The sequence below is a fragment of the Pedococcus bigeumensis genome, assembly GCF_006438965.1.
Classification (GTDB): Bacteria; Actinomycetota; Actinomycetes; order Actinomycetales; family Dermatophilaceae; genus Pedococcus; species Pedococcus bigeumensis_A.
In genome coordinates this window covers 804183-829609 of record NZ_RCZM01000001.1, presented here as the reverse complement: position 1 = coordinate 829609, position 25427 = coordinate 804183, and the positions used below count along the sequence as shown (strand labels likewise).

General features: G+C 69.9%; 24 protein-coding genes. 8 read left to right on the top strand and 16 right to left on the bottom strand.

Annotated elements, in window-relative coordinates; genetic code table 11:
• Positions 1-24: 24 nt before the first annotated feature.
• On the bottom strand, positions 25-1770 hold the full coding sequence (gene leuA, locus EAH86_RS03770; protein ID WP_140737235.1) for a 2-isopropylmalate synthase: 1746 nt from the start codon (positions 1768-1770) through the stop codon (positions 25-27).
• Between the two features lie 225 nt (positions 1771-1995).
• On the opposite strand from leuA, the gene EAH86_RS03765 reads away from it, so the two are divergent.
• Entirely contained in the window at positions 1996-2808 is an 813-nt protein-coding gene (locus EAH86_RS03765) for a hypothetical protein (RefSeq protein ID WP_140737234.1), read from the top strand.
• Here EAH86_RS03765 and EAH86_RS03760 read toward each other — a convergent pair.
• From EAH86_RS03760 to EAH86_RS03745, 4 genes are read right to left on the bottom strand one after another with little or no spacing between them, the layout of a single operon-like run.
• On the bottom strand, positions 2787-3806 hold the full coding sequence (locus EAH86_RS03760; protein WP_140737233.1) for a 1-aminocyclopropane-1-carboxylate deaminase: 1020 nt from the start codon (positions 3804-3806) through the stop codon (positions 2787-2789). The genes EAH86_RS03765 and EAH86_RS03760 overlap by 22 nt on opposite strands.
• Before the next feature lie 56 nt (positions 3807-3862).
• Positions 3863-4516: a GntR family transcriptional regulator gene (locus EAH86_RS03755; RefSeq protein WP_140737232.1), complete on the bottom strand. Its 654-nt coding sequence runs from the start codon at positions 4514-4516 to the stop codon at positions 3863-3865.
• Positions 4517-4548: 32 nt separating this feature from the next.
• Entirely contained in the window at positions 4549-5823 is a 1275-nt protein-coding gene (locus EAH86_RS03750) for an MFS transporter (protein ID WP_140737231.1), read from the bottom strand.
• Positions 5820-6437, bottom strand: coding sequence for an ArsR/SmtB family transcription factor (locus EAH86_RS03745; protein ID WP_140737230.1), 618 nt, complete (start codon positions 6435-6437; stop codon positions 5820-5822). Before EAH86_RS03745 ends, EAH86_RS03750 begins: the two co-directional genes overlap by 4 nt.
• Before the next feature lie 200 nt (positions 6438-6637).
• Here EAH86_RS03745 and EAH86_RS03740 point away from each other — a divergent pair, with 200 nt between their 5' ends.
• Both EAH86_RS03740 and EAH86_RS03735 read left to right on the top strand, forming a co-directional pair.
• Entirely contained in the window at positions 6638-7534 is an 897-nt protein-coding gene (locus EAH86_RS03740; RefSeq protein WP_140737229.1) for a GNAT family N-acetyltransferase, read from the top strand.
• 57 nt (positions 7535-7591) lie between these two features.
• Complete coding sequence (locus EAH86_RS03735) at positions 7592-9583, top strand: acyl-CoA dehydrogenase family protein (RefSeq protein ID WP_140737228.1); 1992 nt, start codon at positions 7592-7594, stop codon at positions 9581-9583.
• Between the two features lie 83 nt (positions 9584-9666).
• Here EAH86_RS03735 and EAH86_RS03730 read toward each other — a convergent pair whose 3' ends face one another.
• Both EAH86_RS03730 and EAH86_RS03725 read right to left on the bottom strand, forming a co-directional pair.
• Positions 9667-10701 (bottom strand): aspartate-semialdehyde dehydrogenase, encoded by a 1035-nt coding sequence (locus tag EAH86_RS03730; RefSeq protein ID WP_140737227.1) that lies wholly within the window; start codon positions 10699-10701, stop codon positions 9667-9669.
• A gap of 44 nt (positions 10702-10745) precedes the next feature.
• Entirely contained in the window at positions 10746-12539 is a 1794-nt protein-coding gene (locus EAH86_RS03725; protein ID WP_140737524.1) for a BCCT family transporter, read from the bottom strand.
• A 142-nt stretch (positions 12540-12681) separates the two neighbouring features.
• On the opposite strand from EAH86_RS03725, the gene EAH86_RS03720 reads away from it, so the two are divergent.
• Positions 12682-13158 carry an EVE domain-containing protein gene (locus EAH86_RS03720; RefSeq protein ID WP_241668166.1) on the top strand — a complete coding sequence of 159 codons (477 nt, stop codon included), beginning with the start codon at positions 12682-12684 and terminating at the stop codon, positions 13156-13158.
• A 7-nt stretch (positions 13159-13165) separates the two neighbouring features.
• On the opposite strand, the gene era is transcribed toward EAH86_RS03720, so the two are convergent.
• From era to EAH86_RS03695, 5 genes are read right to left on the bottom strand one after another with little or no spacing between them, the layout of a single operon-like run.
• Positions 13166-14218 (bottom strand): GTPase Era, encoded by a 1053-nt coding sequence (gene era, locus EAH86_RS03715; protein ID WP_140737226.1) that lies wholly within the window; start codon positions 14216-14218, stop codon positions 13166-13168.
• Entirely contained in the window at positions 14215-15540 is a 1326-nt protein-coding gene (locus tag EAH86_RS03710) for a hemolysin family protein (RefSeq protein ID WP_140737225.1), read from the bottom strand. The genes era and EAH86_RS03710 overlap by 4 nt, the downstream gene beginning before the upstream one ends.
• Before the next feature lie 10 nt (positions 15541-15550).
• Positions 15551-16018, bottom strand: a complete 468-nt coding sequence (ybeY, locus tag EAH86_RS03705; RefSeq protein WP_140737224.1) for an rRNA maturation RNase YbeY — start codon at positions 16016-16018, stop codon at positions 15551-15553.
• Positions 15996-17054 (bottom strand): PhoH family protein, encoded by a 1059-nt coding sequence (locus tag EAH86_RS03700; RefSeq protein ID WP_140737223.1) that lies wholly within the window; start codon positions 17052-17054, stop codon positions 15996-15998. Before EAH86_RS03700 ends, ybeY begins: the two co-directional genes overlap by 23 nt.
• A 60-nt stretch (positions 17055-17114) precedes the next feature.
• Positions 17115-17501 (bottom strand): HIT domain-containing protein, encoded by a 387-nt coding sequence (locus tag EAH86_RS03695; RefSeq protein WP_241668165.1) that lies wholly within the window; start codon positions 17499-17501, stop codon positions 17115-17117.
• Between the two features lie 69 nt (positions 17502-17570).
• Here EAH86_RS03695 and EAH86_RS03690 point away from each other — a divergent pair, with 69 nt between their 5' ends.
• Together EAH86_RS03690 and EAH86_RS03685 are read left to right on the top strand one after the other, a co-directional pair.
• Positions 17571-18119, top strand: a complete 549-nt coding sequence (locus EAH86_RS03690; RefSeq protein ID WP_194150728.1) for a SigE family RNA polymerase sigma factor — start codon at positions 17571-17573, stop codon at positions 18117-18119.
• Entirely contained in the window at positions 18116-19273 is a 1158-nt protein-coding gene (locus EAH86_RS03685; protein WP_140737220.1) for a Gmad2 immunoglobulin-like domain-containing protein, read from the top strand. The genes EAH86_RS03690 and EAH86_RS03685 overlap by 4 nt, the downstream gene beginning before the upstream one ends.
• A gap of 3 nt (positions 19274-19276) precedes the next feature.
• Here the strand turns inward: EAH86_RS03685 and EAH86_RS03680 are convergent, their stop codons facing one another.
• The 3 genes from EAH86_RS03680 to hrcA form a co-directional block, all read right to left on the bottom strand.
• Positions 19277-20020, bottom strand: a complete 744-nt coding sequence (locus EAH86_RS03680; protein ID WP_140737219.1) for a 16S rRNA (uracil(1498)-N(3))-methyltransferase — start codon at positions 20018-20020, stop codon at positions 19277-19279.
• A gap of 15 nt (positions 20021-20035) precedes the next feature.
• A complete protein-coding gene (gene dnaJ / locus EAH86_RS03675; RefSeq protein WP_140737218.1) occupies positions 20036-21160 on the bottom strand; it encodes a molecular chaperone DnaJ in 1125 nt (374 codons plus the stop codon).
• A gap of 70 nt (positions 21161-21230) precedes the next feature.
• A complete protein-coding gene (gene hrcA, locus EAH86_RS03670; RefSeq protein WP_140737217.1) occupies positions 21231-22262 on the bottom strand; it encodes a heat-inducible transcriptional repressor HrcA in 1032 nt (343 codons plus the stop codon).
• Positions 22263-22412: 150 nt separating this feature from the next.
• Between hrcA and EAH86_RS03665 the strand changes: the two genes are divergently transcribed.
• Both EAH86_RS03665 and EAH86_RS03660 read left to right on the top strand, forming a co-directional pair.
• Positions 22413-23297 carry a DUF3097 domain-containing protein gene (locus tag EAH86_RS03665; RefSeq protein ID WP_140737216.1) on the top strand — a complete coding sequence of 295 codons (885 nt, stop codon included), beginning with the start codon at positions 22413-22415 and terminating at the stop codon, positions 23295-23297.
• A gap of 179 nt (positions 23298-23476) precedes the next feature.
• On the top strand, positions 23477-23917 hold the full coding sequence (locus EAH86_RS03660; RefSeq protein ID WP_241668164.1) for a DUF4870 domain-containing protein: 441 nt from the start codon (positions 23477-23479) through the stop codon (positions 23915-23917).
• An 11-nt stretch (positions 23918-23928) separates the two neighbouring features.
• On the opposite strand, the gene hemW is transcribed toward EAH86_RS03660, so the two are convergent.
• Positions 23929-25155 (bottom strand): radical SAM family heme chaperone HemW, encoded by a 1227-nt coding sequence (gene hemW / locus EAH86_RS03655; protein WP_140737215.1) that lies wholly within the window; start codon positions 25153-25155, stop codon positions 23929-23931.
• Positions 25156-25427: the final 272 nt, after the last annotated feature.

Here is a 25427-nt window from a genome sequence, read left to right as displayed (position 1 = left end):
TTTAGCCCCGCCGCACGCCTCGCCTCACTCGGCAGGCGCCACCCGCTCGGCCCGGTTGACCGCGGACAGCACCGCCGTGAGTGACGCCTTGACGATCGAGCTGTGCAGGCCAACGCCCCACAGCACGCGGTCTCCGACGGCGCACTCGACGTAGGCAGCAGCCTTCGCGTCGCCACCGGCGGACAGGGCGTGCTCCGCGTAGTCGAGGACTCGCACATCGACGCCGAGGGTCGACAGCGCGTCGATGAAGGCGGCGATGGGTCCGTTGCCGGTCCCCTCGACGACGACTTCGACACCCTGGTCGAGCATGGTCGCGCTGATCTTGTCGACGCCGCCCTGTTCGCTGATCAGCGTGTGGCTGATCGGCGTGAACCGGCCCCACCTGTTGACCGCACCGTCCACGGCAGGCAGGTACTCGTCCTGGAAGATCTCCCACAGCTCGGCGGCACTCACCTCGCCGCCCTCGCTGTCGGTCTTGGCCTGGACGACACCGCTGAACTCGATCTGGAGACGCCGCGGCAGGTCGAGCTGGTGCTCGGCCTTGAGCAGGTAGGCGACCCCGCCCTTGCCCGACTGGCTGTTGACGCGCACCACTGCCTCGTACGAGCGGCCCACGTCGTGCGGGTCGATCGGCAGGTAGGGAACCCCCCAGACGAGCTCGTTGATGGACTTTCCGGACGCCTTGACCTGGCGGTCCATGTCCTCGAAGCCCTTCTTGATCGCGTCCTGGTGCGACCCGGAGAATGCCGTGAAGACCAGGTCGCCGCCCCAGGGGTGGCGCTCCCCGACGGGCAGCTGGTTGCAGTGCTCGACAGTGCGACGGATCTCGTCGAGGTTCGAGAAGCTGATCTGCGGGTCGATGCCCTGGCTGAACAGGTTCATGCCGAGGGTGACCAGGTCGACGTTGCCGGTGCGTTCACCGTTACCGAACAGGCAGCCCTCGATCCGGTCGGCGCCGGCCAGGTAGCCCAGCTCGGCAGCCGCCACGCCGGTGCCGCGGTCGTTGTGCGGGTGCAGGCTGACCACGATCGACTCGCGGCGCTCCAGGTGGCGGATCATCCACTCGATCGAGTCGGCATAGACGTTGGGCGTGGCCATCTCGACGGTCGCGGGCAGGTTGATGATCATCTTGTGGTCCGGGGTGGGGTCGATGACGTCGGCCACCTCGTTGCAGATGCGCACCGCGAACTCGAGCTCGGTCCCGGTGTACGACTCCGGGCTGTACTCGTAGTAGACGGTGGTGTCGGGGACGGTCTCCTCGAGCTTGCGACAGAGCCGCGCCGCCTGCAGGGCGATGTCGACGATGCCGTCCTGGTCGAGCCCGAAGACCACCCGGCGCTGCAGGATCGAGGTCGAGTTGTAGAAGTGCACGATGGCCTGCTTGGCGCCGCGGATCGAGTCGAAGGTCCGCTCGACGAGGTGGTCGCGGCACTGCGTCAGCACCTGGATCGTCACGTCGTCGGGGATCATGTCGTCCTCGATGAGCATGCGCACGAAGTCGAAGTCGGTCTGGCTCGCCGACGGGAAGCCGACCTCGATCTCCTTGTAGCCCATCCGCACGAGCAGCTCGAACATCCGCTTCTTGCGGTCCGGGCTCATCGGGTCGATGAGGGCCTGGTTGCCGTCGCGGAGGTCGACCGCGCACCAGCGGGGAGCCTTCTCGATGACCCGGGTGGGCCAGGTGCGGTCCGGGAGCGTGAACGGGATCTGGTCCTGGAACGGCACATACTTCGCGACCGGCATACCCGAGGACTGTTGCGGGTGAATCATGTTCTCTCGCCTAACGATTCGTTGCTGCTGAGGTCAGCCCGGGCAACGCTACTCCGCGACGAGGGGCGGCTGATCGGTCAGGCCCCGCCGCGGCGGCGAAGAAGGAGGCGCAGAGAACGCACGAGCTGAGGGTATGCCGCATGGCCGGCATACGTCCATCGTGTGGGTCGTGCCGCCCACGATCCGGACGGGCGGCCGGACGGGGTCGCCGGGTAGGTTGCCGCCATGATGATCCGACCGGACACCCTCGTGGCCATCAGGGCGGGCGACGTCGACCTTGCCTTCCGACGGTGGGACAGGCCACGGGTCGTGGTCGGGACCCGGCTGCGCACCCGGGTGGGGCTGCTGGAGGTGACGTCCGTCGACCAGGTCCCTGCCTCCCGGATCACCGCTGATGAGGCTCGGCGCGCTGGCGCGAAGTCGCTCGTCGAGCTCCGGCGGATGCTCGAGGCCAAGGCCGACCGTCCCGTCTGGCGGGTGGGTCTGCGGCACGCGGGCGCCGACCCGCGTGAGGAGCTGCGTGCCACGATCCCCGACGCCGCCGAGGTGGCGCAGATCCGCGAACGGCTGGACCGGCTCGACCGCGCGTCGTCGATCGGTCCGTGGACCCGGACCACCCTGGCGATCATCGACCGGTCGCCCACGGTCCGCGCGCCCGAGCTCGCGGCGGAGCTGGGCCGGGACACCCCGAGCTTCAAGCGCGACGTGCGCAAGCTCAAGGAGCTCGGCCTCACCGAGTCCCTCGACATCGGCTACCGGCTCGCGCCCCGAGGAGCGGCCGTGGTCGACGCTGAGGCTGGAGCCCCGCGCGTAGGGCGGGCGACCGCGCCGGACGGCACTCCGCTCCCCCGGATCGGCGCACCCGCCACCCGCGCCCTGCGGGCCGAGGGCATCTGGACGCTGGAGCAGGTGCGGGACCGGACCGAGTCCGGGTTGGCGGCCCTGCACGGGGTGGGGCCGATCGCCGTGCGGTTCCTGCGCGAGGCACTGGCCGAGCGCGGCTGGACGTTCGCCGGTCAGTCGAACATGCCCGAGTAGGCATTGAGCGCCGGCTGCCCGCCGAGGTGCGCGTAGAGCGCCGTGGAGTCGCGCGCGATCTCCCCCGACGTGACGAGGTCGACGAGACCGGCCATCGACTTCCCCTCATAGACAGGGTCGATGATCATCCCTTCGAGCCGACCGCTCAACCTGATCGCGTCGACCGTCGACTCGACCGGGATGCCGTAGAGGTCACCGGCCCAGCCCTCGAGGACCGTGACCTCGTCGTCGCGAAGCGAGCGGCCGAGGCCGATGAGGTCGGCCGTGTGCTGCGCGATGCGGCGCACCTGGTCGCGGGTCTTGTCGATGGTGGCCGACGCGTCGATGCCGAGGACCCGACGCGGACGTCCGCCCGCATCCTCGAGCGCGGCGAAGCCGGCGATCATGCCGGCGTGGGTCGAGCCGGTCACCGTGCAGACGACGACCGTGTCGAAGAAGACTCCCAGCTCCTCCTCCTGCTGCACCACCTCGTACGCCCAGTTCGCGAAACCCATTCCCCCCAAAGGGTGTTCGGATGCCCCTGCCGGGATGCCGTAGGGCTTGCCACCCGACTCCTCGACCTCGCGCAGTGCGTCCTCCCACGAGGTCCGGATGCCGATGTCGAAGCCGTGCGGGTCCAGTCGGGCGTCGGCACCCATGATCCGCGACAGCAGGATGTTGCCGACCTTGTCGTTGACCGGGTCATCCCAATCCACCCACTTCTCCTGCACCAGGCGGCACTTGAGGCCCAGGTGGGCGGCGACGGCGGCGACCTGCCGCGTGTGGTTTGACTGGTAGCCACCGATCGAGACGAGCGTGTCCGCACCCTGCGCCAGCACGTCCGGGACGATGTACTCCAGCTTGCGAGTCTTGTTGCCACCGAAGGCCAAGCCGCTGTTGCAGTCCTCCCGCTTGGCCCAGACCTCGGCTCCCCCGAGGTGCGCGGTCAGCCGCGCCAGCGGGTGGACAGGGCTGGGCCCGAAGGTGAGCGGGTACCGCTCGAATTCGTGGATGGACATCTCTCTCCTTGCGTTCGCAGGTCAGGCGGCGGTGGTCAGGCAGTGGTCAGGGGCCGTCAGCCGTCGAGCAGCGGCGCGAGCGTCTGCCACGTCTCGTGCGACACCTCGGCGGCCGCGTCCCGCTCCTCCGCCTCGCAGAGGTCGATGAGGCGGGCGTGCAGTGCGACCGATCCGCGCCCGGACAGCGACCCGAACCGCAGCCGCTCCACCCTTCGCAGGACGGGGGTGAACTGGTCCAGGACCGCAGCGAGCGCGGCGTTGCCAGCCGCAGCGACTGGTATGCCGTGCAGCTCGTCATCCGCGTCGAGCGCGGCATCGGCGTCACCCGCCTTGAGGGCTGCCTCGAACCGGTCGTTCGCGTCGCGCATGCGCGCGAGGTCGTCAGCGGTGAGCTGGCCGACCGCCTCGCGCACCGCCAGCTCGTGCATCGAGGCGACGACCGCCTGCGCGCCGCGGGCCGCCCTGGTGTCCATCGAGGAGACCGTGGTCGAGCGGCCGGGCAGCGCGGCGACGAGCCCGGCCTGCTGCAGGCGGAGCAGCGCCTCGCGGACCGGTGTCCGGCTCACCCCGAGCCAGGCGGCCAGCTCCTGGTCCCGCAGTTGCTCGCCGGGGGCGAGGGTGCCGTCGACGATGGCATCGCGCACCCGGCAGTAGACGTCGTCGCGGAGCAGGGCGCGCGATGGCGACGGCGCAGAGGTGGGCACAGGCACGCGATATATTGCATATCAGGAACGCGTTGCCGTCAAGCGCGGCTCGCGTGGTGGACGGCGTCGAGCTCCTCGATGGTTCGCGTGGAGAACACCGGCGATCGCAGCAGGAAGAGGAACGAAAAGGAGCCACCGACCGCTGCCACCACCATGGTCGGTCCGATGCCGATCCACTCGCCCACGAGACCACCGGTGATCGCACCCAGCGGGCGGATGCCGTAGTTGACGGTGGAGAACGCTCCGGTGACGCGGCTGCGGACACCATCCGGGGTGACTGCCGTCATCAGGGCGTTGAGGGGGATGTCGAGGCACATGACCCCGAGCGCCGAGATGAACTCGACCAGGGCCAGCACGCCTGCCCGCGACCACGTTGGCCCGGACGCGAGTGGCATCAGGGCGAACGGGGCGGAGAAGACCACGGCCCCCAGGGCGATGGTGCGGCCGACGCCGATCCGGCGGGACAGGGGGCCGGCCACCACGGTGCCGAGCAGACCACCGGTCGCACCGATCCCGAGAGCCAGACCGATGACCCCGGCCGACAGGCCGAGCTCCCGGCTCGCGTAGAGGATGATCAGCGCGCCCGCCATCAGGTTGAACAGGTTGATGGTGGTGGCACAGGCGAGCGAGGCGCGCAGGTATGGGTCCCGGAGGACCAGTGCCATGCCGTCCCGAGACCGGCGGAGCAGCCCGTCCTCGTTCGTGGTGTCGACCGGCAGGTCGCGGACGCGGACGCGTCCGATCAGCACAGCGGAGATCGCGAAGGTGACGGCGTCCACGAGCATCGCCGCAGGTGCGGTGACAGCCTGGATCAGTCCACCCGCCACGGCCGGACCAGCCACGAAGGACGCCGACCGAGTGCCACTGAGCAGGCTGTTCGCCTCGACGAACTGGTCGCGCCGGACGAGACCGACGAAGAAGCTCGGGTAGGACGTCTGGTAGAGCACCTGCCCAAAGCCCGCGATGATCGCGACGAGGAAAAGCTGGGCGAGGCTGATCGCGCCGAAGAGGTGAGCGACGGGCAGGCTCAGCAGGACCACGCAACGCAACACGTCGGCCACGATGAGCAGCCGACGTTTCCGCACGTGGTGGTCCACCCAGGTGCCCACGAACAGGGACAGCAGGTTGGGCGCCCAGACTGCGGCGGTCAGCAGTCCGACCGTCGATGCCCCGACCTGCAGGGACGTCACCGCGATGAGCGGCAGCGCCAGCTCGGTGATCCGGTCGCCGAACTGGCTGATGCCCTGCCCGACCCAGTAGGTCGCGAAACGGCGGTCCCGCCACAGCGGCGACCGCTCGGTCGTGGCCGTCACGCGCCCGCCTCGTCGGCCGCGTCCGTCGACTCGGCGACTTCGGCCGACTCGGGCAGGACATAGCGCAGCATCCGCACGACTCGAGCCCCCGGCTCGGTGACGGAGTCGCCCTTGCGCAGCACGTAGGGAGCGAGCAGCTGCTCGATCGCCGACTCGATCTCGGACAGCTCGCTGGCGGTCGCCAGGAAGCTCGTGTTGGACAAGCCGGCAGACTGCCGCCACTCGTCCTCGAGCAACGGCTCCACCTCGCTCGCCCACCGGCCGGGCAGACCCTCCGCCTGGTCGAACAGGACCCGCTCCAGCAGGGTGGCGGCGTCCCTGCCTGCGTCGTCCGCCGTGGGCACGAACCGGAAACCGCGGCCCGCAGCCTGCCACCAGCGCTGGCGTCCGTCCGACTCGACGTCGGCGTCGGTGACCAGCCCGTGCTCGGCGAGGTGCCGCAGGTGCCAGCTCGTGACCGATGGCGTGGCTCCGACCAACGGCGCCAGGGCCGTGGCCGTGCTCGGACCGTCCCACTGGAGGCGGCTGAGGATCGCCACCCGGACGGGATGGGCCAGGGCCCGCATCCCTCTGGGCGTGAGCTCGACATCGCCGTACGGGTTGGTGGTCACCACGCGCTCGCTTCCTCCCCCCACTTCCCGCCTGTTGGAAGCGAAACTTCCGGATATCCGCAAGTTTCGCTTCCAACACGTGGAGTCATGAGGCACAGAATTGTGAGAGAACTCTTTCGAGAGGACTCTCTCACAATATTCGAGACCTGTCATCCGCGGAAAACCACGTGCATCCGAGTCCCCTCCCCCGGCACGATTCGGCCATGGAACTTCCCGACGGACTGGTGGCCCGCCCCCACGTCCCTACCGATGCCCCGGCGGTCTGCGACCTGATCGCCGCCGCCGAGACGGTGGATGCCGGCTCCCCCGCCATCGACGTCGAGGACATCGAGGGTGACTGGGTCCGGGGCAGCTTCGACCTCGCGACCGAGAGCATCGGCGTGTGGGACAGTGACCGACTGGCGGCTGCCGGCGAGGTCTTCAAGGGTCGCCGGGCCGAGGGGTCCGTCCACCCCGACTACCGCGGTCGTGGCATCGGCACGTGGCTCGCGGACTGGCTGGAGGAGTGCGCCAGGACGAAGGGGTCCACGCTTGTCGGACAGACCGTGCCGGGCGACAGCGGGCCGGAGGCGTTCTTCAAGGCACGCGGCTACCGGCTGGGCTGGACGTCGTGGGTCCTGCAGCTGCCTGCGGACCGCAGGATCGAGCCGCAGCCGCTGCCCGAGGGCTTCTCGTTGCGCGAGTTCGCCGGTCCTGCCGACGGCCGCATCGCCTTCCAGCTGATCGAGGACGCCTTCAACGAGTGGCCGGACCGCGACCCGTCGAGCTACGACGACTGGGCGCCCCGCGGTCCGCTGCGACCGGGATTCGAGCCCTGGCAGATCCGCTTCGCGGTCGACCCCCAGGGCACCGCCGTGGGGGTCTGCTACACGATCCACGCGGCGGCCACGGGGTACGTCGATGCGATCGCGGTCCGTCGCGACCAGCGCGGCCTGGGGTTGGCCCGCGGCCTCCTCGCCGACGCGTTCGAGAGGGCCCGGGCACACGGCGCCACGGTCAGCGAGCTGTCCACCGACTCACGGACCGGCGCCCTCGGGCTCTACGAGCACGTCGACATGCGGGTCACCCAGACCTGGCGGCAGTGGATGACCGACCTCTGACCCGTCCCCCTGCACCGCGGCCTACCCGGGAGTAGCGTGGCGGCAGGAGGCGATCACATGAGCAGTGACGTCGAGCAGGACCGTCCGACCACGACCACGACCACGGGTGACCCGAAACCCACGGTGCACGCCAGCGAACGCGAGTCGCGCGCGGTCGCCGAGGCCGCCCGCGAGTCAGACTGGGAGCGCCCGAGCTTCGCCAAGGGGCTCTACCTCGGGCACTTCGACCTCGGCCTGGTCCATCCGCATCCACGCGCAACGGCGGAGGACCAGGCTCGCGGCGAGGAGTTCCTGGCCAGGCTGCGCGAGGTGTGTGCCGACATCGACGGCGCCAAGATCGAGCGCGACGCACTGATCCCCGACGAGGTCCTCGCCCGGCTGGCCGACATCGGGGCGTTCGGCATGAAGATCCCCCGTGAGTACGGCGGGCTCGGCCTGACCATGTCCGCCTACGGCCAGGCCCTGATGCTGGTCGGCTCGGCCCACCCGAGCCTTGGCGCCCTCCTGTCGGCCCACCAGTCGATCGGTGTCCCCGAGCCCGTCAAGCTCGTCGGCACCGCCGAGCAGAAGCAGGCCTTCCTCCCCCGCTGCGCCGCCGGCGCGATCTCGGCGTTCCTGCTGACCGAGCCCGACGTCGGCTCGGACCCGGCGCGGATGGGAAGCACCGCGACCCTCACCGAGGACGGCACGGCATACCTGCTCGACGGGGTGAAGCTGTGGACCACCAACGGCGTCGTCGCCGAGCTCCTCGTCGTGATGGCCCGCGTGCCCAAGCGCGACGGCGCCGGTGACGACCAACAGAAGGGAGGGATCACCGCGTTCGTCGTCGAGGGCACCGCGGAGGGCATCACCGTCGAACGACGCAACTCCTTCATGGGGCTCAAGGGGATCGAGAACGGCCTCACCCGGTTCCACCAGGTCCGAGTGCCCGTCGAGAACCGGCTCGGCAAGGAGGGCGACGGACTCAAGATCGCCCTGACCACCCTCAACGCCGGTCGCCTCTCGATCCCGGCCATGTGCGCCGCCGCCGGCAAGTGGGCGCTGAAGATCTCGCGCGAGTGGTCGACGGAGCGGGTGCAGTGGGGTCGCCCGGTCGGCGAGCACGGTGCCGTCGCCGAGAAGCTTGCCTTCATCGCCGCGACCACCTACGGGCTCGAGTCGGTGCTCGAGCTGTCGGCGCAGCTCGCCGACGCGGGCAGCAAGGACATCCGCATCGAGGCGGCGCTCGCCAAGCTGTGGGCCAGCGAGATGGCGTGGCAGATCGCCGACGAGCTGGTCCAGATCCGCGGTGGCCGGGGTTACGAGACGGCCGAGTCGCTGCGCGCCCGCGGCGAGCGTGCGGTGCCGGCCGAGCAGATGATGCGCGACCTGCGGATCAACCGGATCTTCGAGGGCTCGACCGAGATCATGCACCTGTTGATCGCACGCGAGGCCGTCGACGCCCACCTCAAGGCAGCCGGCGCCCTGGCCGAGAAGGACTCCACGCTCGAGGACAAGGCCCGTGCCGCAGCGGGAGCGAGCGGCTTCTACGCCAAGTGGCTGCCGCAGCTCGTCGTCGGCAAGGGCACCACACCGACCTCGTATGCCGAGTTCGGCACCTTGGCGACGCACCTGCGGTTCGTGGAGCGGTCCAGCCGCAAGCTGGCCCGGCAGACCTTCTACGGGATGTCGCGGTGGCAGGCGAAGATGGAGTACCGGCAGGTGTTCCTCGGCCGGGTCGTCGACATCGGTGCCGAGCTGTTCGCCATCTCGGCCGCCTGCAGCCGGGCCGAGATGCTGCGCACCGACGACGAGGCCCGGGGGCGCTCGGCCTACCAGCTCGCCGACGTGTTCTGCCAGCAGAGCCGGCACCGGGTGGAGGCGTTGTTCACCGACCTGTGGTCGAACACCGACGACGCGGACACGCGACTGGCCAAGGGCGTCCTCGCGGGCGACTACACCTGGCTGGAGGAAGGCGTGATCGACCAGAGCGAGGGCACCGGCCCGTGGATCGCCCCGTGGTCACCGGGCGCGAGCGAGTCCGAGTCGGTCTGGCGAGCGGTGCGCTGAGCGGGGTTTCACCCGGTCGAGAGTGCGCGACACGCTGATGTCGGACCGCTGCCATCAGCGCGTCGTGCACTGTCGACTGATGGTCAGCGGCGCTTGAGCAGCTCTTCGGCGATCTGCACGGCGTTGAGCGCGGCGCCCTTGCGCAGGTTGTCACCCACGACGAACAGCACCAGGCCCTTGCCGGCCGGGGCTGCCTGGTCGGCACGGACCCGTCCGACGTAGACCTCGTCGCGACCGGCCGCGTCGAGCGGGTTGGGCACGTCCGTCACGACCACACCGGGGGCCTTGGCCAGCAGCTCGAGCGCGCGCTCGGGGGTGATGTCCTCGGCGAACTCGGCGTGGATGGCCAGCGAGTGACCGGTGAACACGGGCACGCGCACGCAGGTGCCGGAGACCAGCAGGTCGGGGATGTGCAGGATCTTGCGCGACTCGTTGCGGAGCTTCTGCTCCTCGTCGGTCTCCGACGTCCCGTCGTCGACGATCGACCCCGCGAGCGGGATGACGTTGAAGCCCACCGGCACGGCGTAGACGTTCGGCGGAGGGATCTGCACCGCGCGCCCGTCGAGGGCCAGGTCGGCAGGCGAACCCGCGGCATACCCACCGCGCAGCTGGCCGTCGAGCTCCTGGACGCCCTTGCCGCCCGAGCCGGACACGGCCTGGTAGGAGGCGACGGTGAGGCGCACGAGCCCGGCCTCACGGTGCAGCGGCGCCAGTACCGGCATCGCGGCCATGGTGGTGCAGTTCGGGTTGGCGACGATGCCCTTGGGGATGGTGTCGAGGTCATCGGCGTTGACCTCGCTCACGACGAGCGGGACCTCGGGGTCCTTGCGCCAGGCGGAGGAGTTGTCGACGACGATCGCTCCGGCGGCGGCGACCTTGGGGGCGAGCTCCTTGGACGCCGCTCCCCCGTTGGAGAACAGGGCGATGTCGATCCCGGAGAAGTCAGCCGTGGCCGAGTCCTCGACGGTGACCTCGCCGCCGGCCCACGGCAGCGTGGTGCCGGCAGACCGTGCGGAGGCGAAGTAGCGGATCTCGTCGACCGGGAAGCCCCGCTCGGCAAGCAGTGCGCGCATGACCGAGCCGACCTGCCCGGTGGCCCCGAAGACACCAATTCTCATGGGACCAAGGATAGGTCGGCTCGGTCGTACAGCGGTTCAGCGGCTCACGATGTGGCAGAACCCGCGCGCTCAAGGGCAGGATCGGTGGCCACGAGGTCGCCGACGCCCTCGCCGGGGGCGGACTCCTCGAAGGTCAGCGTGAAGTCGTCGCCGTGCTCGGTCACACCGGCCACGACGGCCTGCTCGACAGCGGCCACGGCGTAGGCGCCACGGACGATGAGCGGGTCGTTGCTGAGGTCCTTCACCAGCGCGACGGCCAGTCCGATCATCACGATGAGGAACGGCAGGGCCGCCACGATGGTGATGTTCTGCAGACCCGACAACGCGTCCTCACCGCCGACGAGGAGCATCACCGCGGCAACCGCACCGGTGGCGGCGCCCCAGAAGATGACCGTCTTGCGGCTCGGCGACAGGGTGCCTCGCTCGGACAGCGTGCCCATGACGATCGACGCCGCATCGGCGCCCGACACGAAGAAGATCGCGACCAGGAGCATGACGACGACCGAGGTGACCGTGGACAGGGGCATGTGCGAGAGCATCGCGAACAGCGTCCCCTCGGACGTCCCGGCACCAGCCAGGTCGGTGCCACCGCGCTGCATGTCGATGCCGGCACCGCCGAAGATCGCGAACCACACGAGGGACACCACGCTCGGCACGAGCAGCACACCGGTCACGAACTGGCGGATGGTGCGACCACGCGAGATGCGAGCGATGAACATGCCGACGAACGGCGTCCAGCTGACCCACCAGGCCCAGTAGAAGATCGTCCAGCCCGACAGCCAGGTCTTCATGGCGTCACCGCCGGCGGCGTCGGTGCGCGCCGACATCATGGCCAGGTTCTGGAAGTAGGAGCCGATCTCGGTCGGCACGAGGTTGAGGATGAAGACGGTCGGGCCGACCACGAACACGAAGACCGCGAGAGCCAGGGCGAGCACCATGTTGACGTTGGACAGCCACTGGATGCCCTTCGCGACACCGGAGACCGCCGACAGGATGAAGCACAGGGTGAGCACCGCGATGATCGCGACGAGCAGCATGTTGCCGGCCTTGCCGATGCCCGCGACGATCTCGAAGCCAGAGCCGATCTGGAGCGCGCCAAGGCCGAGCGAGGCCGCCGAGCCGAACAGCGTCGCGAAGATCGCGAGCATGTCGATGACGCGCCCAGCGGGACCGTTGGTGTGCTTCTCACCGAGCAGCGGCGCGAACGCCGAGCTGATGAGCAGCGAGCGGCCCTTGCGGAAGACGCCGTACGCGACGGCCAGGCCGACGACTGCGTAGATCGCCCACGGGTGCAGGGTCCAGTGGAAGAGCGTGGTGGCCATGGCGTTCTGCACGGCCTCCGGGTTCCCGGCCGCACCGGTGCCGGGCGGCGGGGTCACGAAGTGCGACAGCGGCTCGGAGACCCCGTAGAACATCAGGCCGATCCCCATGCCCGCGGAGAACATCATCGCGATCCACGAGACGGTCTTGAACTCCGGCTCCTCGTCGTCACGACCGAGCGGGATCCGCCCGTACTTGCTGGCTGCCAGCCAGATGACGAAGAGCACGAAGCCCGAGGCCACCAGCGAGAAGAGCCAGCCCATGTTGTGCACGACCCAGTCGAGGCCGGCGCCGGACGCGGTGCTGAGGGTGTCGGTGCTCAGGAACCCCCACAGGACGAACGCGACGGCGATGGCCGCCGTGACACCGAAGACGACGGTGTCGACCTTCCGCGGTTCGTGAGCCTTGTGATCCTCGATAACCGGATCGAGGGCGGGATGCAGGTTGTCGGGCTGGTGATCCAGGGCGTCGTGCTCGCCGGCCGCTTCGGCCGGGGCTACGGGGCCCGTCTTGGTCAGTGTGCTCACAGGGTGTTGGCGCGTGCGGGCGCCGCTCCTTCGGGTTCTCGTCAGTTGCGTATCAGTTGCGGTGCAAAACCATTGCGGCCGACGGCCAACCCTGCCGATCCCAGCGGCAAAGGCCAAATCCTCGCCGGGGATCGTGAGCGACCTCACGTGGGCTGTCGGTGGTCTGTCGTTCACTGGGGGTATGCCGCGCTGCTGGGTCAACACCGTGAGCCTCGACCACGTCCGAGGCGGCGTGGCCGGCGGGTTCACCCAGGCCGACCACGGCGCCCGCACCCGGCTGGCACGACTGCGTCCGGGGGACCGGCTGGTGTTCTACAGCCCGCGCCAGAGCTACCCGGACGGAGCACCGCTCCAGGCGTTCACCGCCCACGGAGTCGTCACCGGCCTGGAGCCCTACCGGGTCGAGGTCAGCGACACCTTCCACCCGTGGCGGCTGGCCATCGACTTCGAGCCGTTGGCACAGGCGCCGATCCGGCCACTGCTGGGCGAGCTCAGCTTCATCAAGGACCCCGCGAAGTGGGGTTTCGCCTTCCGACGCGGCTTGTTCGAGATCCCAGCTGACGACTTCGACACGATCGTCGCGGCGATGAGACCGTTCGACTCGGCCTGACGGGGGCTCAGAAGCCGAGGCGTTGGAGCTGCTTGGGGTCGCGCTGCCAGTCCTTGGCGATCTTGACGTGCAGGTCGAGGTAGACCCGCTGCCCCAGCAGCTTCTCGATGCCGACGCGGGCGTTGGTGCCGACCTCGCGCAGCCGGGAGCCGCCACGGCCGATGATGATCGCCTTCTGCGAGGACCGCTCGACGAAGACGTTGACCCGGATGTCCAGCATCGGCTTGTCGTCGGGGCGGTCCGGTCGCTGCAACATCTCCTCGACGACCACAGCCAGCGAGTGCGGGAGCTCGTCGCGGACACCCTCCAGCGCGGCCTCCCGGACGAGCTCGGCGATCATGACGACGTCCGGCTCGTCGGTCAGCTGCCCCTCGGGATAGAGGGGTCCCGGCGACGACGGCAGGTAGGTCGACAGCACCTGGGCAACGTCCTTGACCTGGCGGCCGTCCACGGCGGAGCAGGGCACGATGGCGGCCCAGTCGCCCAGCTGGTCGATCGCGATGAGGTGCTCGGCCAGCCGCTGCCGGTCGACGATGTCGATCTTGGTCGCGATGGCGACGACCGGTCGGCGCCGGTCGCGCTGGATCTCCTTGAGCTCACGGGCGATGAACCCGTCACCCGGCCCGATCTTCTGGTCGGCCGGGAGGCAGAACCCGATCACGTCGACCTCGAGCAGGGTCTCGCGCACGACGTCGTTGAGCCGCTCCCCCAGCAACGTCCGGGGCTTGTGCAGTCCCGGGGTGTCGACGAGCACGAGCTGCGAGGCGGGGGTGGAGACGATCCCGCGGATGGTGTGCCGGGTGGTCTGCGGCTTCGAGGAGGTGATGGCGACCTTGTGTCCCACCAGAGCGTTGGTCAGCGTCGACTTGCCGGCATTGGGACGACCGACGAGGCAGGCGAACCCGGCGACGTAGCCGGCGGGCGTGGCGTCCGAGGGGCCTACGCCTGAGGGCGCACCTTCTGAAGGTGCTGCGTGGGAAGGTGCTGCGTCCGAAGGTGACGCGGCAGCCGGCGACGACCCGGCATACCCGTCGGTCGGTCCGGAACCACTCGCAGTCATGAAACTCCCTCGCGCTCGGGTTCCACCGTAGTGCGCTCGCGCCCACCCTCGGTGTCGGACTCCTCGTCGGGGACGACCAGGCGCTGGACGATGACGCTGGCGATGCGGTGCCGCCGGCCGGCCATCCGTTCGCCGGTCAGGGCGAGTCCGCCCACCTCGCAACGGGATCCGACGATCGGCACCCGTCCGATGGACTTGCCGATCAGCCCGCCGACGGTGTCGACCTCGTCCTCCTCGATGTCCACGTCGAACAGGTCCGCGAGGTCGTCGATGTCCATGGTCGCGGGGACGCGGAAGGTGCCGTCCCCGAGGTCCTCGACCCCGGGAGCCTCCCGGTCGTACTCGTCGGCGATCTCGCCCACGATCTCCTCGATGATGTCCTCGATCGTCACCAGGCCCGCAGTGCCGCCGTACTCGTCGACGACGACCGCGAAGTGGCTCTGGTCGCGCTGCATCTCGCGCAGCAGGTCGTCGACCGGCTTGCTCTCGGGGACGTAGTGCATCGGACGCATCTGCGCCGTCACGGGCAGCGACCCCGACTCGTGGTCCGCGTTCACTCGTCGGACGACGTCCTTGAAGTAGAGCAGCCCGAGGATGTCGTCCGAGCCGTCGCCGACCACGGGGATGCGGGAGAAGCCCGACCGCAGGAACAGCGACATCGCCGACCGCAGCGACTTCTCGCCGTCGATGGTCACCATGTCGGTGCGCGGCACCATGACCTCGCGGGCCACCGTGTCACCGAGCTCGAAGACGGAGTGGATCATCTCGCGCTCGCCAGCCTCGATGACCGAGCTCTCACCCGCGAGGTCGACGAGGTCGCGCAGCTCGGACTCGCTCTGGAACGGTCCGTCTCGGTAGCCGCGTCCAGGCGTCACCGCGTTGCCCAGGGCGATGAGCACCCGAGCGACGGGCCCGAGGAAGGTACGCAGTCCCACGATCAGCGGGGAGGCAAGCAGCGCAACGGAATCCGAGTGCTGACGGCCCAGCGTGCGCGGCGAGACGCCCACGACGACGAAGGACACCAGCGCCATCATGCCGATGGCGATGAGCAGCCGCCGCCAGAAGCCATCGACGAGGTCGATGGCGCCGAGGGTGATCAGGACGGCGGTGGTGGACTCCGCGACGACGCGCAGGAACGCGGTCACCGACAGGTATGCCGCGCTGTCGGCGACGATGCGCGACAGCGCCTTGGCGCCGGCGCGCCTCTCCTCGAGCAGCTCCTGGGCGCGGACCCGCGACATCCGCCAGAGGGCGGCCTCTGCGGCGGACAGCAGGAACGCCGTGGCGATGCTGAGCAGGGCTGCGAAGACGAGTGCGGTCATCAGCGAGCCATCAGGTGGTGGGCCGCCCGCGGCCCGCAAGGAAGGTCAGCAGCAGCTGCCGCTGGAGCTCGAACATCTCGCGCTCCTCCTCGGGTTCCGCGTGGTCGTACCCGAGCAGGTGCAGGATCCCGTGCGTGGTCAGCAGCAGGAGCTCCTCCTCGGTCGCATGACCGGCCTTGGCAGCCTGCTTGGCCGCGAACTCCGGGCAGAGGACGATGTCGCCGAGGACGCCTTCCTCCGGCTCGTCGCCCTCCCGGGCCGGACGCAGCTCGTCCATCGGGAAGCTCATCACGTCGGTCGGGCCCGGCAGGTCCATCCACTGCACGTGGAGCACCTCCATCGCGGCCTCGTCGACCAGCCGCAGGCACAGGTCGGCGCCGGGATGGACCCGCATCTCCCCCATGACGTAGCGGCTCAGCGCCACCAGCTCGAGCTCGTCGAGCTCGAAGTCGGTCTCATTGAGAACGTCGACGCTCATGCTGCCCTCGACCTCCCGAGCTCTGCGCCTGCGCGTCCCAGTGCTCGTAGGCGTCGACGATGGAGCCCACGAGGCGGTGCCTGACGACGTCTTGTGCAGTGAGGAGGGAGAAGTGGATGTCCTCGACGTCCCCCAGGATGTCGCGGACCACCCGCAGCCCCGATTTCGTGCCGTCGGGGAGGTCGACCTGGGTGATGTCACCGGTGACGACCATCTTGGACCCGAACCCGAGTCGGGTGAGGAACATCTTCATCTGCTCTGGCGAGGTGTTCTGGGCCTCGTCGAGGATGATGAACGCGTCGTTGAGGGAACGGCCGCGCATGTAGGCCAGCGGCGCGACCTCGATGGTGCCGGCCGCCATCAGCCGCGGGATCGACTCAGGGTCGACCATGTCGTGCAGCGCGTCGTAGAGCGGCCGCAGGTATGGGTCGATCTTGTCGTTGAGCGTGCCGGGCAGGAAGCCCAGCCGCTCGCCCGCCTCGACCGCCGGCCGGGTGAGGATGATCCGGTTGACCTGCTTGGCCTGCAGGGCCGCGACCGCCTTGGCCATCGCCAGGTAGGTCTTGCCGGTGCCGGCCGGACCGATCCCGAAGACGATGGTGTGGGCGTCGATCGCGTCGACGTAGTGCTTCTGGTTCAGGGTCTTGGGGCGGATCGTCCGACCCCTGTTGCTGACGATGTTCATCGTCAGCACGTCTGCGGGGCGCTCGGTCGTCTGCGCGCGCAGCATGCTGATCGAGCGCTCGACCGCGTCACGGTTGAGCGACTGGCCGCCGTCGATGACCAGCAGCAGCTCGTCGATGGTGCGCTCGGCGAGCGCAACCTCGGCACTAGGCCCGGACAGGTGGAACTCGTTGCCGCGGACGTGGATCTGCAGCTGCGGGAAGGCCCGCTCCATGGTGCGCAACAGCTCGTCGCGCGGACCGAGGAGGGTCACCATCTGGACCTGCGGCGGGATCACGACGGTGTGGGTGGGCACCGGAAGGCCGCCCTCGGGCGCGCCCCCCAGCGTGGTCGGATGATCAGGATCTGGCATGGTCCGTCCAGTCTACGGTGCCGCTGAGCCGGTGGGCCACGTCATTGCCGGGCGTCCGGCTCACCCGGGTGGCCAGGTCATCGACCGGCCGCCCAGCACGTGGATGTGGGCGTGGAAGACCGTCTGCTGGGCGTCGGCACCGGTGTTGAAGACCGTGCGGTAGCCGCTGTCGGCGATACCCTCCTGCGCCGCGACGGCGGCCACGGCGCGCAGCAGGGCAGCCGCGTCCTCGGGCGCCTCGTCCGCGAGCGCGGCGACGTTCGGCACGTGGTGGCGCGGGATGACCAGGACGTGGGTGGGCGCCTGGGGCTCGAGGTCGCGGAACGCGAAGCTGGCCGCGTCCTCGTGGACCACGGTGGAGGGAATCTCTCCCGCGACGATCTTGCAGAACAGGCAGTCCGGTTCGGTGTGCCGCGTGGCTGGGTTTCCCATGGCTGGACCTTCCATCAAACAAGCGTATCGGCGCGTCAACCGGCTGCGGGGGCTGCGCGTCAAGGGTGCGTGAGACTGTTGAGCGTGGCAGAGCGTGACCGGGGTGGCGAGGTCCGGCCTGCAGCGGACGACGCCATCGCCGACCTGTATGCCGCCCACTGGACCGGGTTGGTCCGGCTGGCGTGGCTGCTGCTGCGCGACGACCTCGCGGCCGAGGAGGTGGTCCAGGACGCGTTCATCGCCGTGCACCGCCGGTGGGACACGATCCGCAACCACCAGGCTGCCGCGGCCTACCTGCGTCGGGCCGTCGTCAACGGCGCCCGGTCCGGTCTGCGGCACCGCGGCGTGGAGGAGCGCTACGTCGCCCGCGAGCAGGGTGAGCCCACGGCATATACCCGGCACACCGAGGCGAGCGCCGAGGACCGCGCCCTCCAGTCCGAGACCACCAGTTCGATGATCGGCGCCCTGGGGCGGCTGCCCCAACGCCAGAGAGAGGTCCTCACGATGCGTTACTACCTCGACCTGAGCGAGGCCGAGATCGCCGACGCGCTCGGCATCTCGGCAGGCTCGGTCAAGGCCCATGCCCACCGCGGACTCGCCACCCTGCGCGACCGGATGGAGGCAGCGTCATGAGCGACCGCACCGACTTCCTGCACCCCGACTACGAGCCGGGCGAGTTCGACCAGGTCGAACGACACCTGCGCCAGGCCCTGGCCCGCGACGTCCAGCAAGTGCACCCCTCGCACCGTCTCGACACGATCCTGCACGAGGCGCACGAGGCCGGTCCGGTGACCGCGACCGGCGGCTCCGGCCCCCGGCGCTGGGTGATGCCCCTGGCTGCCGCAGCCGCCGTCGCGGCGATCATCGGCGGCGTCTGGTGGTCGGGCCAGGACGACGGGGGTGGCGTGACTCCGCCGGTCCACACCGGCCCCTCGGTGGTCCCCAGCGAGACTGCCCCCGACCTGCCCACCACGGCCCCGACCTCACCACCCTCGACGGCGACGAGCTCGGCCACGGGCGGGCCGGTCACCACGCAGCCGGTGTCGCTGCCGGTCTACTTCGTCGGGCCCATCGGAGACGACAAGCCCACCTACAAGCTGTTCCGTGACTTCATCCGCGACGACCTGCCCAGCGACGCGTCCCCGGTGGAGAAGGCGAAGGCTGCTCTCGTGCTGGCCATCAACGCCCAGCCCTACAGCAACACTGACGGCTATCTTCAGCCCTGGTCGGGACAGACCATCGGCAGCGTGACCGTGACGGACGGGCTGATCACGATCGACCTGGCCAACTCGGGCAACCCCGATGCGGCGGTCACCCCTGAGATCCAGCGCCTGGCCGTGCAGGAGCTCGTCTGGACCGCGCAGGCCGCGATCCAGCAGACCCTCCCGGTGCGGTTCGAGGTCGCGGGCGCGTCGACCAAGCTGTTCGGGTCCATCTCGACGGACCAGACCTTCACCCGCCCGGGCAAGGACGAGCTCTGGAAGGACGTGGCGCCCGTCTGGATCACGTCGCCCGCCCGCGACCAGGTCGTTCCGGCAGCCAAGCCCGTCGTGGTGCAGGGCCTTGCCATCGTCTTCGAGGCCACCATCAACTGGGAACTGAAGCGCGGGAGCACGCAGGTCGCGACTGGACACGCGATGGCCTCGATCGGTGCGCCCATGCAGGGCCAGTACTCGATCGGCCTCGGCAAGCTCTCCGCCGGCAGCTACACGGTCAGCGTCCGCGAGCTCAGTCCCAAGGACGGTTCCGTGAGCGCCGAGAAGTCGGTCTCCTTCGCCGTGAAGTAGCCGTCAGCGCCAGCGGCTGGCCGCGCTCAGTACGGCGAGCGCGGCCGGCCCGGCGCTGGACGACCGCAGCACCGTGTCACCGAGGCGCACGGTCAGGGCACCGGCAGCTTCGAACGCGGCGACCTCCTCGGCAGTGATGCCACCCTCCGGGCCCACGACGACGAGGACGTCCCCGTCATCCGGTAGCGCCTGGGCCGCCAGGCTCTGGGTCGCGTCCTCGTGCAGCACGTATGCCGCAGCGGCGCCACCGATGCGGGTAGCGAGGGTCTTGGTGGTGACCAGCTCGCCGACGACCGGCACGCGGGCGCGACGGGACTGCTTGGCGGCGCCGGCCACGGTCGACTGCCACTTGCGTCGGGCCTTGTCGCCGCGCTCCCCGCGCCACTGGACGATGCTGCGGGAGGCCTGCCAGGGGACGACCTCGTCGACACCGAACTCGGTGGCCGCCTCGATCGCCTGGTCGTCACGGTCGCCCTTGGCCAAGGCCTGCACCAGGACGAACCGGGGCTGGGACTCCGGCTCGCGGCATACCTCGACGACGCTGAGCTCGAGCTCGGCCTTGCTCGCTGCCACGACCGCGCAGGTGAGCCGCAGCCCTGCACCGTCGGCGAGCATCACCTGCTCCCCCGCCGCGATGCGGCGGACGGTAGCAGCATGGCGTCCCTCGGCCCCGTCGAGCACCACGCGGCTGCCCACCGTGGCGTGCGCCACGACAGCCGGCTCGGCGAGGAACAGCGGCAGGGTCACGTCGGTGCGGCCCTGCTACTTGGCCTTGAAGGCGTCGCGGAGCTTACCGAGCAGGCCGGGGTGGGCCGGCGACAGCCGACCTGCCGGGTGTTCCTCACCGCGCAGCGTGGCGAGCTGGCGCAGCAGCTCTTCCTGCTGCTCGTCGAGGCGCGTCGGGGTCTGCACGTTGGCGTGGATGATCAGGTCGCCACGGCCGGTGCCACGCAGGTGGGTGACCCCGAGCCCGCGCAGCGTCATCGCGTCGCCGGCCTGCGTTCCGGACTTGATCTCGAGCTCGTTGCTGCCGTCGAAGGTATCGAGCTTGACGGTCGTGCCGAGCGCAGCAGCGGTCATGGGCAGCTCGACGGTGCAGTGCAGGTCGTCGCCGCGGCGCTGGAAGGTCGCGTGCGGGCGGACCGCCACCTCGACGTAGAGGTCACCGGCCGGGCCGCCGCCCTGGCCGACCTCACCCTCGCCACCCAGCTGGATCCGGGTGCCGGTGTCGACGCCGGCGGGGACCTTGATCTTGAGGGTGCGGCGGGTGCGGACCCGCCCGTCGCCGGAGCACTCGAAGCACGGACTGACGAGGACCTCGCCGTAGCCCTGGCAGGTGACGCAGGGACGAGTGGTCATGACCTGGCCGAGGAAGGAGCGCTGCACCTGCTGGATCTCGCCGCGACCGCCACAGACGTCACAGGTGCGCCGCGAGGTGCCCGGCTGGGCGCCGTCACCGTGGCAGGTCGAGCAGACCACCGCGGTCTCGATGACCAGCTCCTTCTCGGCACCGAAGACCGCGTCCGCGAGGTCGATGTCGAGCCGGATGAGGGCGTCCTGGCCACGCCGCTGACGCGACCGGGGCCCGCGCTGGGCCTGACCTGCGCCGGCGCCGAAGAAGGCGTCCATGATGTCGCTGAAGGAGAAGCCCTGGCCGAAGCCGGCCGCGCCACCTGCGTAAGGGTCGGACCCCATGTCGAACGAGCGACGCTTGTCGGCGTCGGAGAGCACGTCATAGGCCTGCGAGACCTTCTTGAACTGCTCCTCGGCCTCCGGGCTGGGGTTGACGTCCGGGTGCAGCGCGCGCGCCTTCTTGCGGTAGGCGCGCTTGATGTCCTCGGGGCTGGCGTCGCGGGAGACGCCCAGGTCCTGGTAGTAGTCGTTCAACGAAAGTCCTTGGTGTCACTGGAGTTGGTGTCAGGGAGGTGACAGTCGGTGGGGCAAGGGGTAACGCGCGTCACTGCGCGAGGATTCGGGAGACATAGGTGGCCACGGCCCGCACCGACGCCATCGTCGTGGGGTAGTCCATCCGGGTGGGGCCGAGGACGCCGAGGCCGGCCACGAGCTCCGAGCCCGAGCCGTACTCGGTCGAGACGACCGAGGTCGACTGCAGCCCCGCGAACGGGTTCTCGTGGCCGATGCGCACGGACACCATGTCAGAGGTCTCGCGTGCGGTGCCGAGCAGCTTGAGCAGCACGACGTGCTGTTCGAGGGCTTCCAGGACCGGGCCGATGCTGAGCGGGAAGTCGGTGCCGACGCGGGCGAGGTTGGCGGTGCCGGCGAGGACGACCCGCTCCTCCCGCTCCTCGACGAGGGCGTCCTCGAGCGACTGCACGATGGCGCGCACGAGGTCACGGTCGGCCGGCTCGAACTCGTCGGCAAGGCTGGCCAGCGACGTCGCGGCATCCACGAGGCGCTGCCCCAGGGTGAGCGCGTTGACCTTGGCGCGGACCAGGCCCAGGGTGGCTTCGCCCTCCTTGGTCGACAGGTCGTGAGTCGTCTCGATGATGCGCTGCTCGACGCGCCCGGTGTTGACGATGAGCACGACCATCAGCCGGGTCGGGCCCATCGCGACGAACTCGATGTGCCGGACGTTCGAGCGAGTCAGGGAGGGGTACTGCATCACGGCGACCTGCCGGGTCAGCGAGGCGAGCAGCCGCACCGTCCGGTCGACGACGTCGTCGAGGTCGACGGCGCCCTCGAGGAACTGTGCGATGGCCGCCCGCTCGGCCCCCGTCATGGGCTTCACCGAGCTCAGCCGGTCGACGAACAGGCGGTAGCCGGCATCGGTCGGCACCCGGCCCGCGCTGGTGTGGGGAGCCGCGATCAGGCCTTCCTCCTCGAGCGCCGCCATGTCGTTGCGGACGGTGGCGGCCGAGACACCGAGCTGGTGCCGGTCGAGCAACGACTTGGAACCCACGGGCTCAGACGTCTCGACGTAGTCCTGCACGATCGCGCGCAGCACGGCGAGTCGACGTTCCTCGCTCATCAGACACCTCCATCACCCGGTCGTGGCCCTCCAACGGACAGCGCTGGCACTCAGGCTCAGCGAGTGCCAAGTCTACGTTGTTCCCAGGCGGGGACCGCACGGGCGGCGCGCCCTCGTGGTCGGGGGCCCGGCCCGGCATACCCTGCGTCGGTGTCCGACCGCTATGGCTCCGATGTCCTGTCCGGTGACTGGAAGGTCCCCCCGCGGGGCCGCTCCCGCGAGGTGGAGGCCGAGACCGGCCTCGTCGTCGAGGAGGTCGTGACCGGCTGGTGCGGTGCCGTCGTCCGGGTCGAGAAGGCCGGTGGCATGCGGGTCGTGCACCTCGAGGACCGGCGCGGCCGCACCAAGGGCTTTCCGATGGGCCCGGGTTTCCTGCTCGACGGCGCCCCCGTCATCCTGACGCCGCCCACCGCGGCTGCCAGCGCGAAGATCGCCGAGGCCAAGGCCCTCGCCTCGCGCACCGCCTCGGGATCACGGGCCGTGCAAGGTGCGAAGGCCCGGGTGGCGAGCGGGTCCCGGATCTTCGTCGAGGGCCGGCACGACGCCGAGCTCGTCGAGAAGGTGTGGGGCGCCGACCTGCGCGTCGAGGGGGTCGTCGTGGAGCTGCTCGACGGCGTCGACGACCTCGTGGGGGCGATTGCCGACTTCCAGCCCGGGCCGGGGCGCCGGATGGGCGTGCTCGTGGACCACCTGCTGCCGGGCACCAAGGAGCACCGCGTCGTCCAGACCGCTGCGCGGGGACCGTATGCCGCGCACGTGCGGGTGCTGGGACACCCCTATGTCGATGTGTGGCAGAGCGTGCGCCCGGAGCGGCTGGGTCTCTCGCAGTGGCCGGTCATCCCGCGCGGCCAGGAGTGGAAGCACGGGATCTGCGCACACCTCGGCTGGGCGCACGACGACCAGGCCGACATCGCCCGGGCGTGGAAGCAGATCCTGGGCACGGTGCGGTCCTACGCCGACCTCGAACCCACCCTGCTGGCGAGCGTCGAGGAGCTGATCGACTTCGTGACGGGGTCGCGAGATGACACAGGGTGACGGAGTCGCGAGATGACACAGGGTGACGGAGCCTGGGCACTGACCCTTTTCTCTCGGGGTCGACCCTGAACCATCCCTGACCGAGCCCTGCCCGGACCCCGAAAGGTGGACTTTCGGGGTCCGTCATGCGTTTCACTGGGTGCCGGCACCACCACGAAGACAATCCCACCGGAGACACCATGACCGACCAACCACAGCAGCCGCAGCAGGACCTGCCTCCGCAGGCGCCGCCCGGCTACCAGGCGCCGAACCCCGAGCGCTACGGGGCGGGGCCGCACCCCATGTCCCCCCAGGACGAGAAGACCTGGGCGACGCTCGTCCACCTCGCGCCGTTCGTGGCCGCCTTCGTGGGCATCCCGTTCCTCGGGCCGCTCATCGTCTTCCTGCTCCTGAAGGACCGTGGCCCGTTCGTCCGATTCCACGCGGCGCAGGCGCTCAACTTCCAGATCATCATCACGATCGCCCTGTGGGTCTTCGGGCTCCTGTCGTTCGTGCTGATCGGGATCCCGTTCTTCATCGCCACGTGCATCGCCTGGGTCGCGCTCTCGATCGTCGCTGCCGTCAAGGCCAACCAGGGCGAGTGGTACCGCTACCCGCTGACTCCGGAGCTGGTGAAGTGACGGCCTAGCGGTCAGCGCAGTCCCAGGAGCCGTCGCACCACGGTGTCCGTCAAGAGCCGGCCCTGCCTCGTCAGCACCACCCGCTGACGGCGCAGGGCCGCCTGGCCGTCCACGAGCCCATCGGTGATCAGGCCGGCGACCGCGAGGCGGCCGTCGGCGCGCAGGTCCTCGATCGGCAGGCCGTCGACCAGCCGGACCGCGAGCAGCACCCGTTCGTCGTACCGCTGCTCGTCGGTCAGCGTCTCCCGCCCGTGAGCGGGGCTCAGACCATCCGCAACCCGCGCGGCATACGCGTTGGGGTGCTTCACGTTCCACCACCGCACGCCACCGACGTGACTGTGTGCTCCGGGCCCGATCCCCCACCAGTTGCCGTCGGCCCAGTAGCCCTCGTTGTGGCGGCACCGGGCGTCGTCGCGGCGCGCCCAGTTGCTGACCTCGTACCAGGAGTAGCCCGCCCCAGCGAGGTGCTCGTCGGCGATCTCGTACTTGGCGGCCTCGTCGTCGTCCTCGGGCGCGGGTACCTGCCCGCGGCGGACCTGGGCTGCCAGCTTGGTGCCCTCCTCGACGACCAGGGCATAGGCCGAGACGTGGTCAGGCTCCAGGGAGGTCGCGGCGGCCAGGCTGGTCCGCCAGTCGTCGAGCGACTCCCCCGGTGTCCCGTAGATCAGGTCGAGGCTGACCTGGAACCCGGCGGCGCGGGCGGCGGCGACGGCGCGTTCGACGTTCGCCGGGTCGTGGGTTCGTTCGAGGGTCTGGAGGACCTGCGGCACGGCCGACTGCATCCCCAGCGAGACCCGGGTGAAGCCCGCCTCCGCCAGCACCTCGAGACCCTCGCGCGTCACCGAGTCGGGGTTGGCCTCGGTGGTCACCTCGGCGTCCGGCGCCAGACCGAACCGGTCGCGTATGCCGGCCAGCATCCGGGCGAGGTCCTGGGCAGCAAGCATCGTGGGAGTGCCGCCACCGACGAACACCGTGTCGACCGTGGGCACCTCGCCGAGCACCTCGACGGCGAAGGCCAGCTCGCGGAGGGCGGCGTCAGCGAAGGTCGCCACGCTGGCCCCGTCCACACCCAGCTCGGTCAACGTGTAGGTGTTGAAGTCGCAGTACCCGCAGCGCACCGAGCAGAACGGCACGTGCAGGTAGATGCCGAACGGGCGACGTCCGAGGGCCTGAAGTGACGCCTGTGGCAGAGCGCCGTCCGGCGGTGCAGGGTCACCGTCGGGCAGGGCGCTGGGCATGGCTCCATCCTCGCAGGCGGGGTCGCGAGCCCCGACACGGCGTGTCTTGGCGACACGCCGGAATGGGCACGAACCGGACCGAAATAGTTGGGAAATTTCCGCTGAACCCCTTGTGGCCGAGGTGCCTCTCGATTAGAAATACCCCTACGCAATCGCTTCGGCGAGAGCGTCGATCAGGACCTCGGTCCAGATCGCGAGGGCCTCGGAAACTCATACTTTCCGAGGCCCTCACCTATGTGCGCCCCTGGCGTGACCGGCCGCGCGAGGGCGGT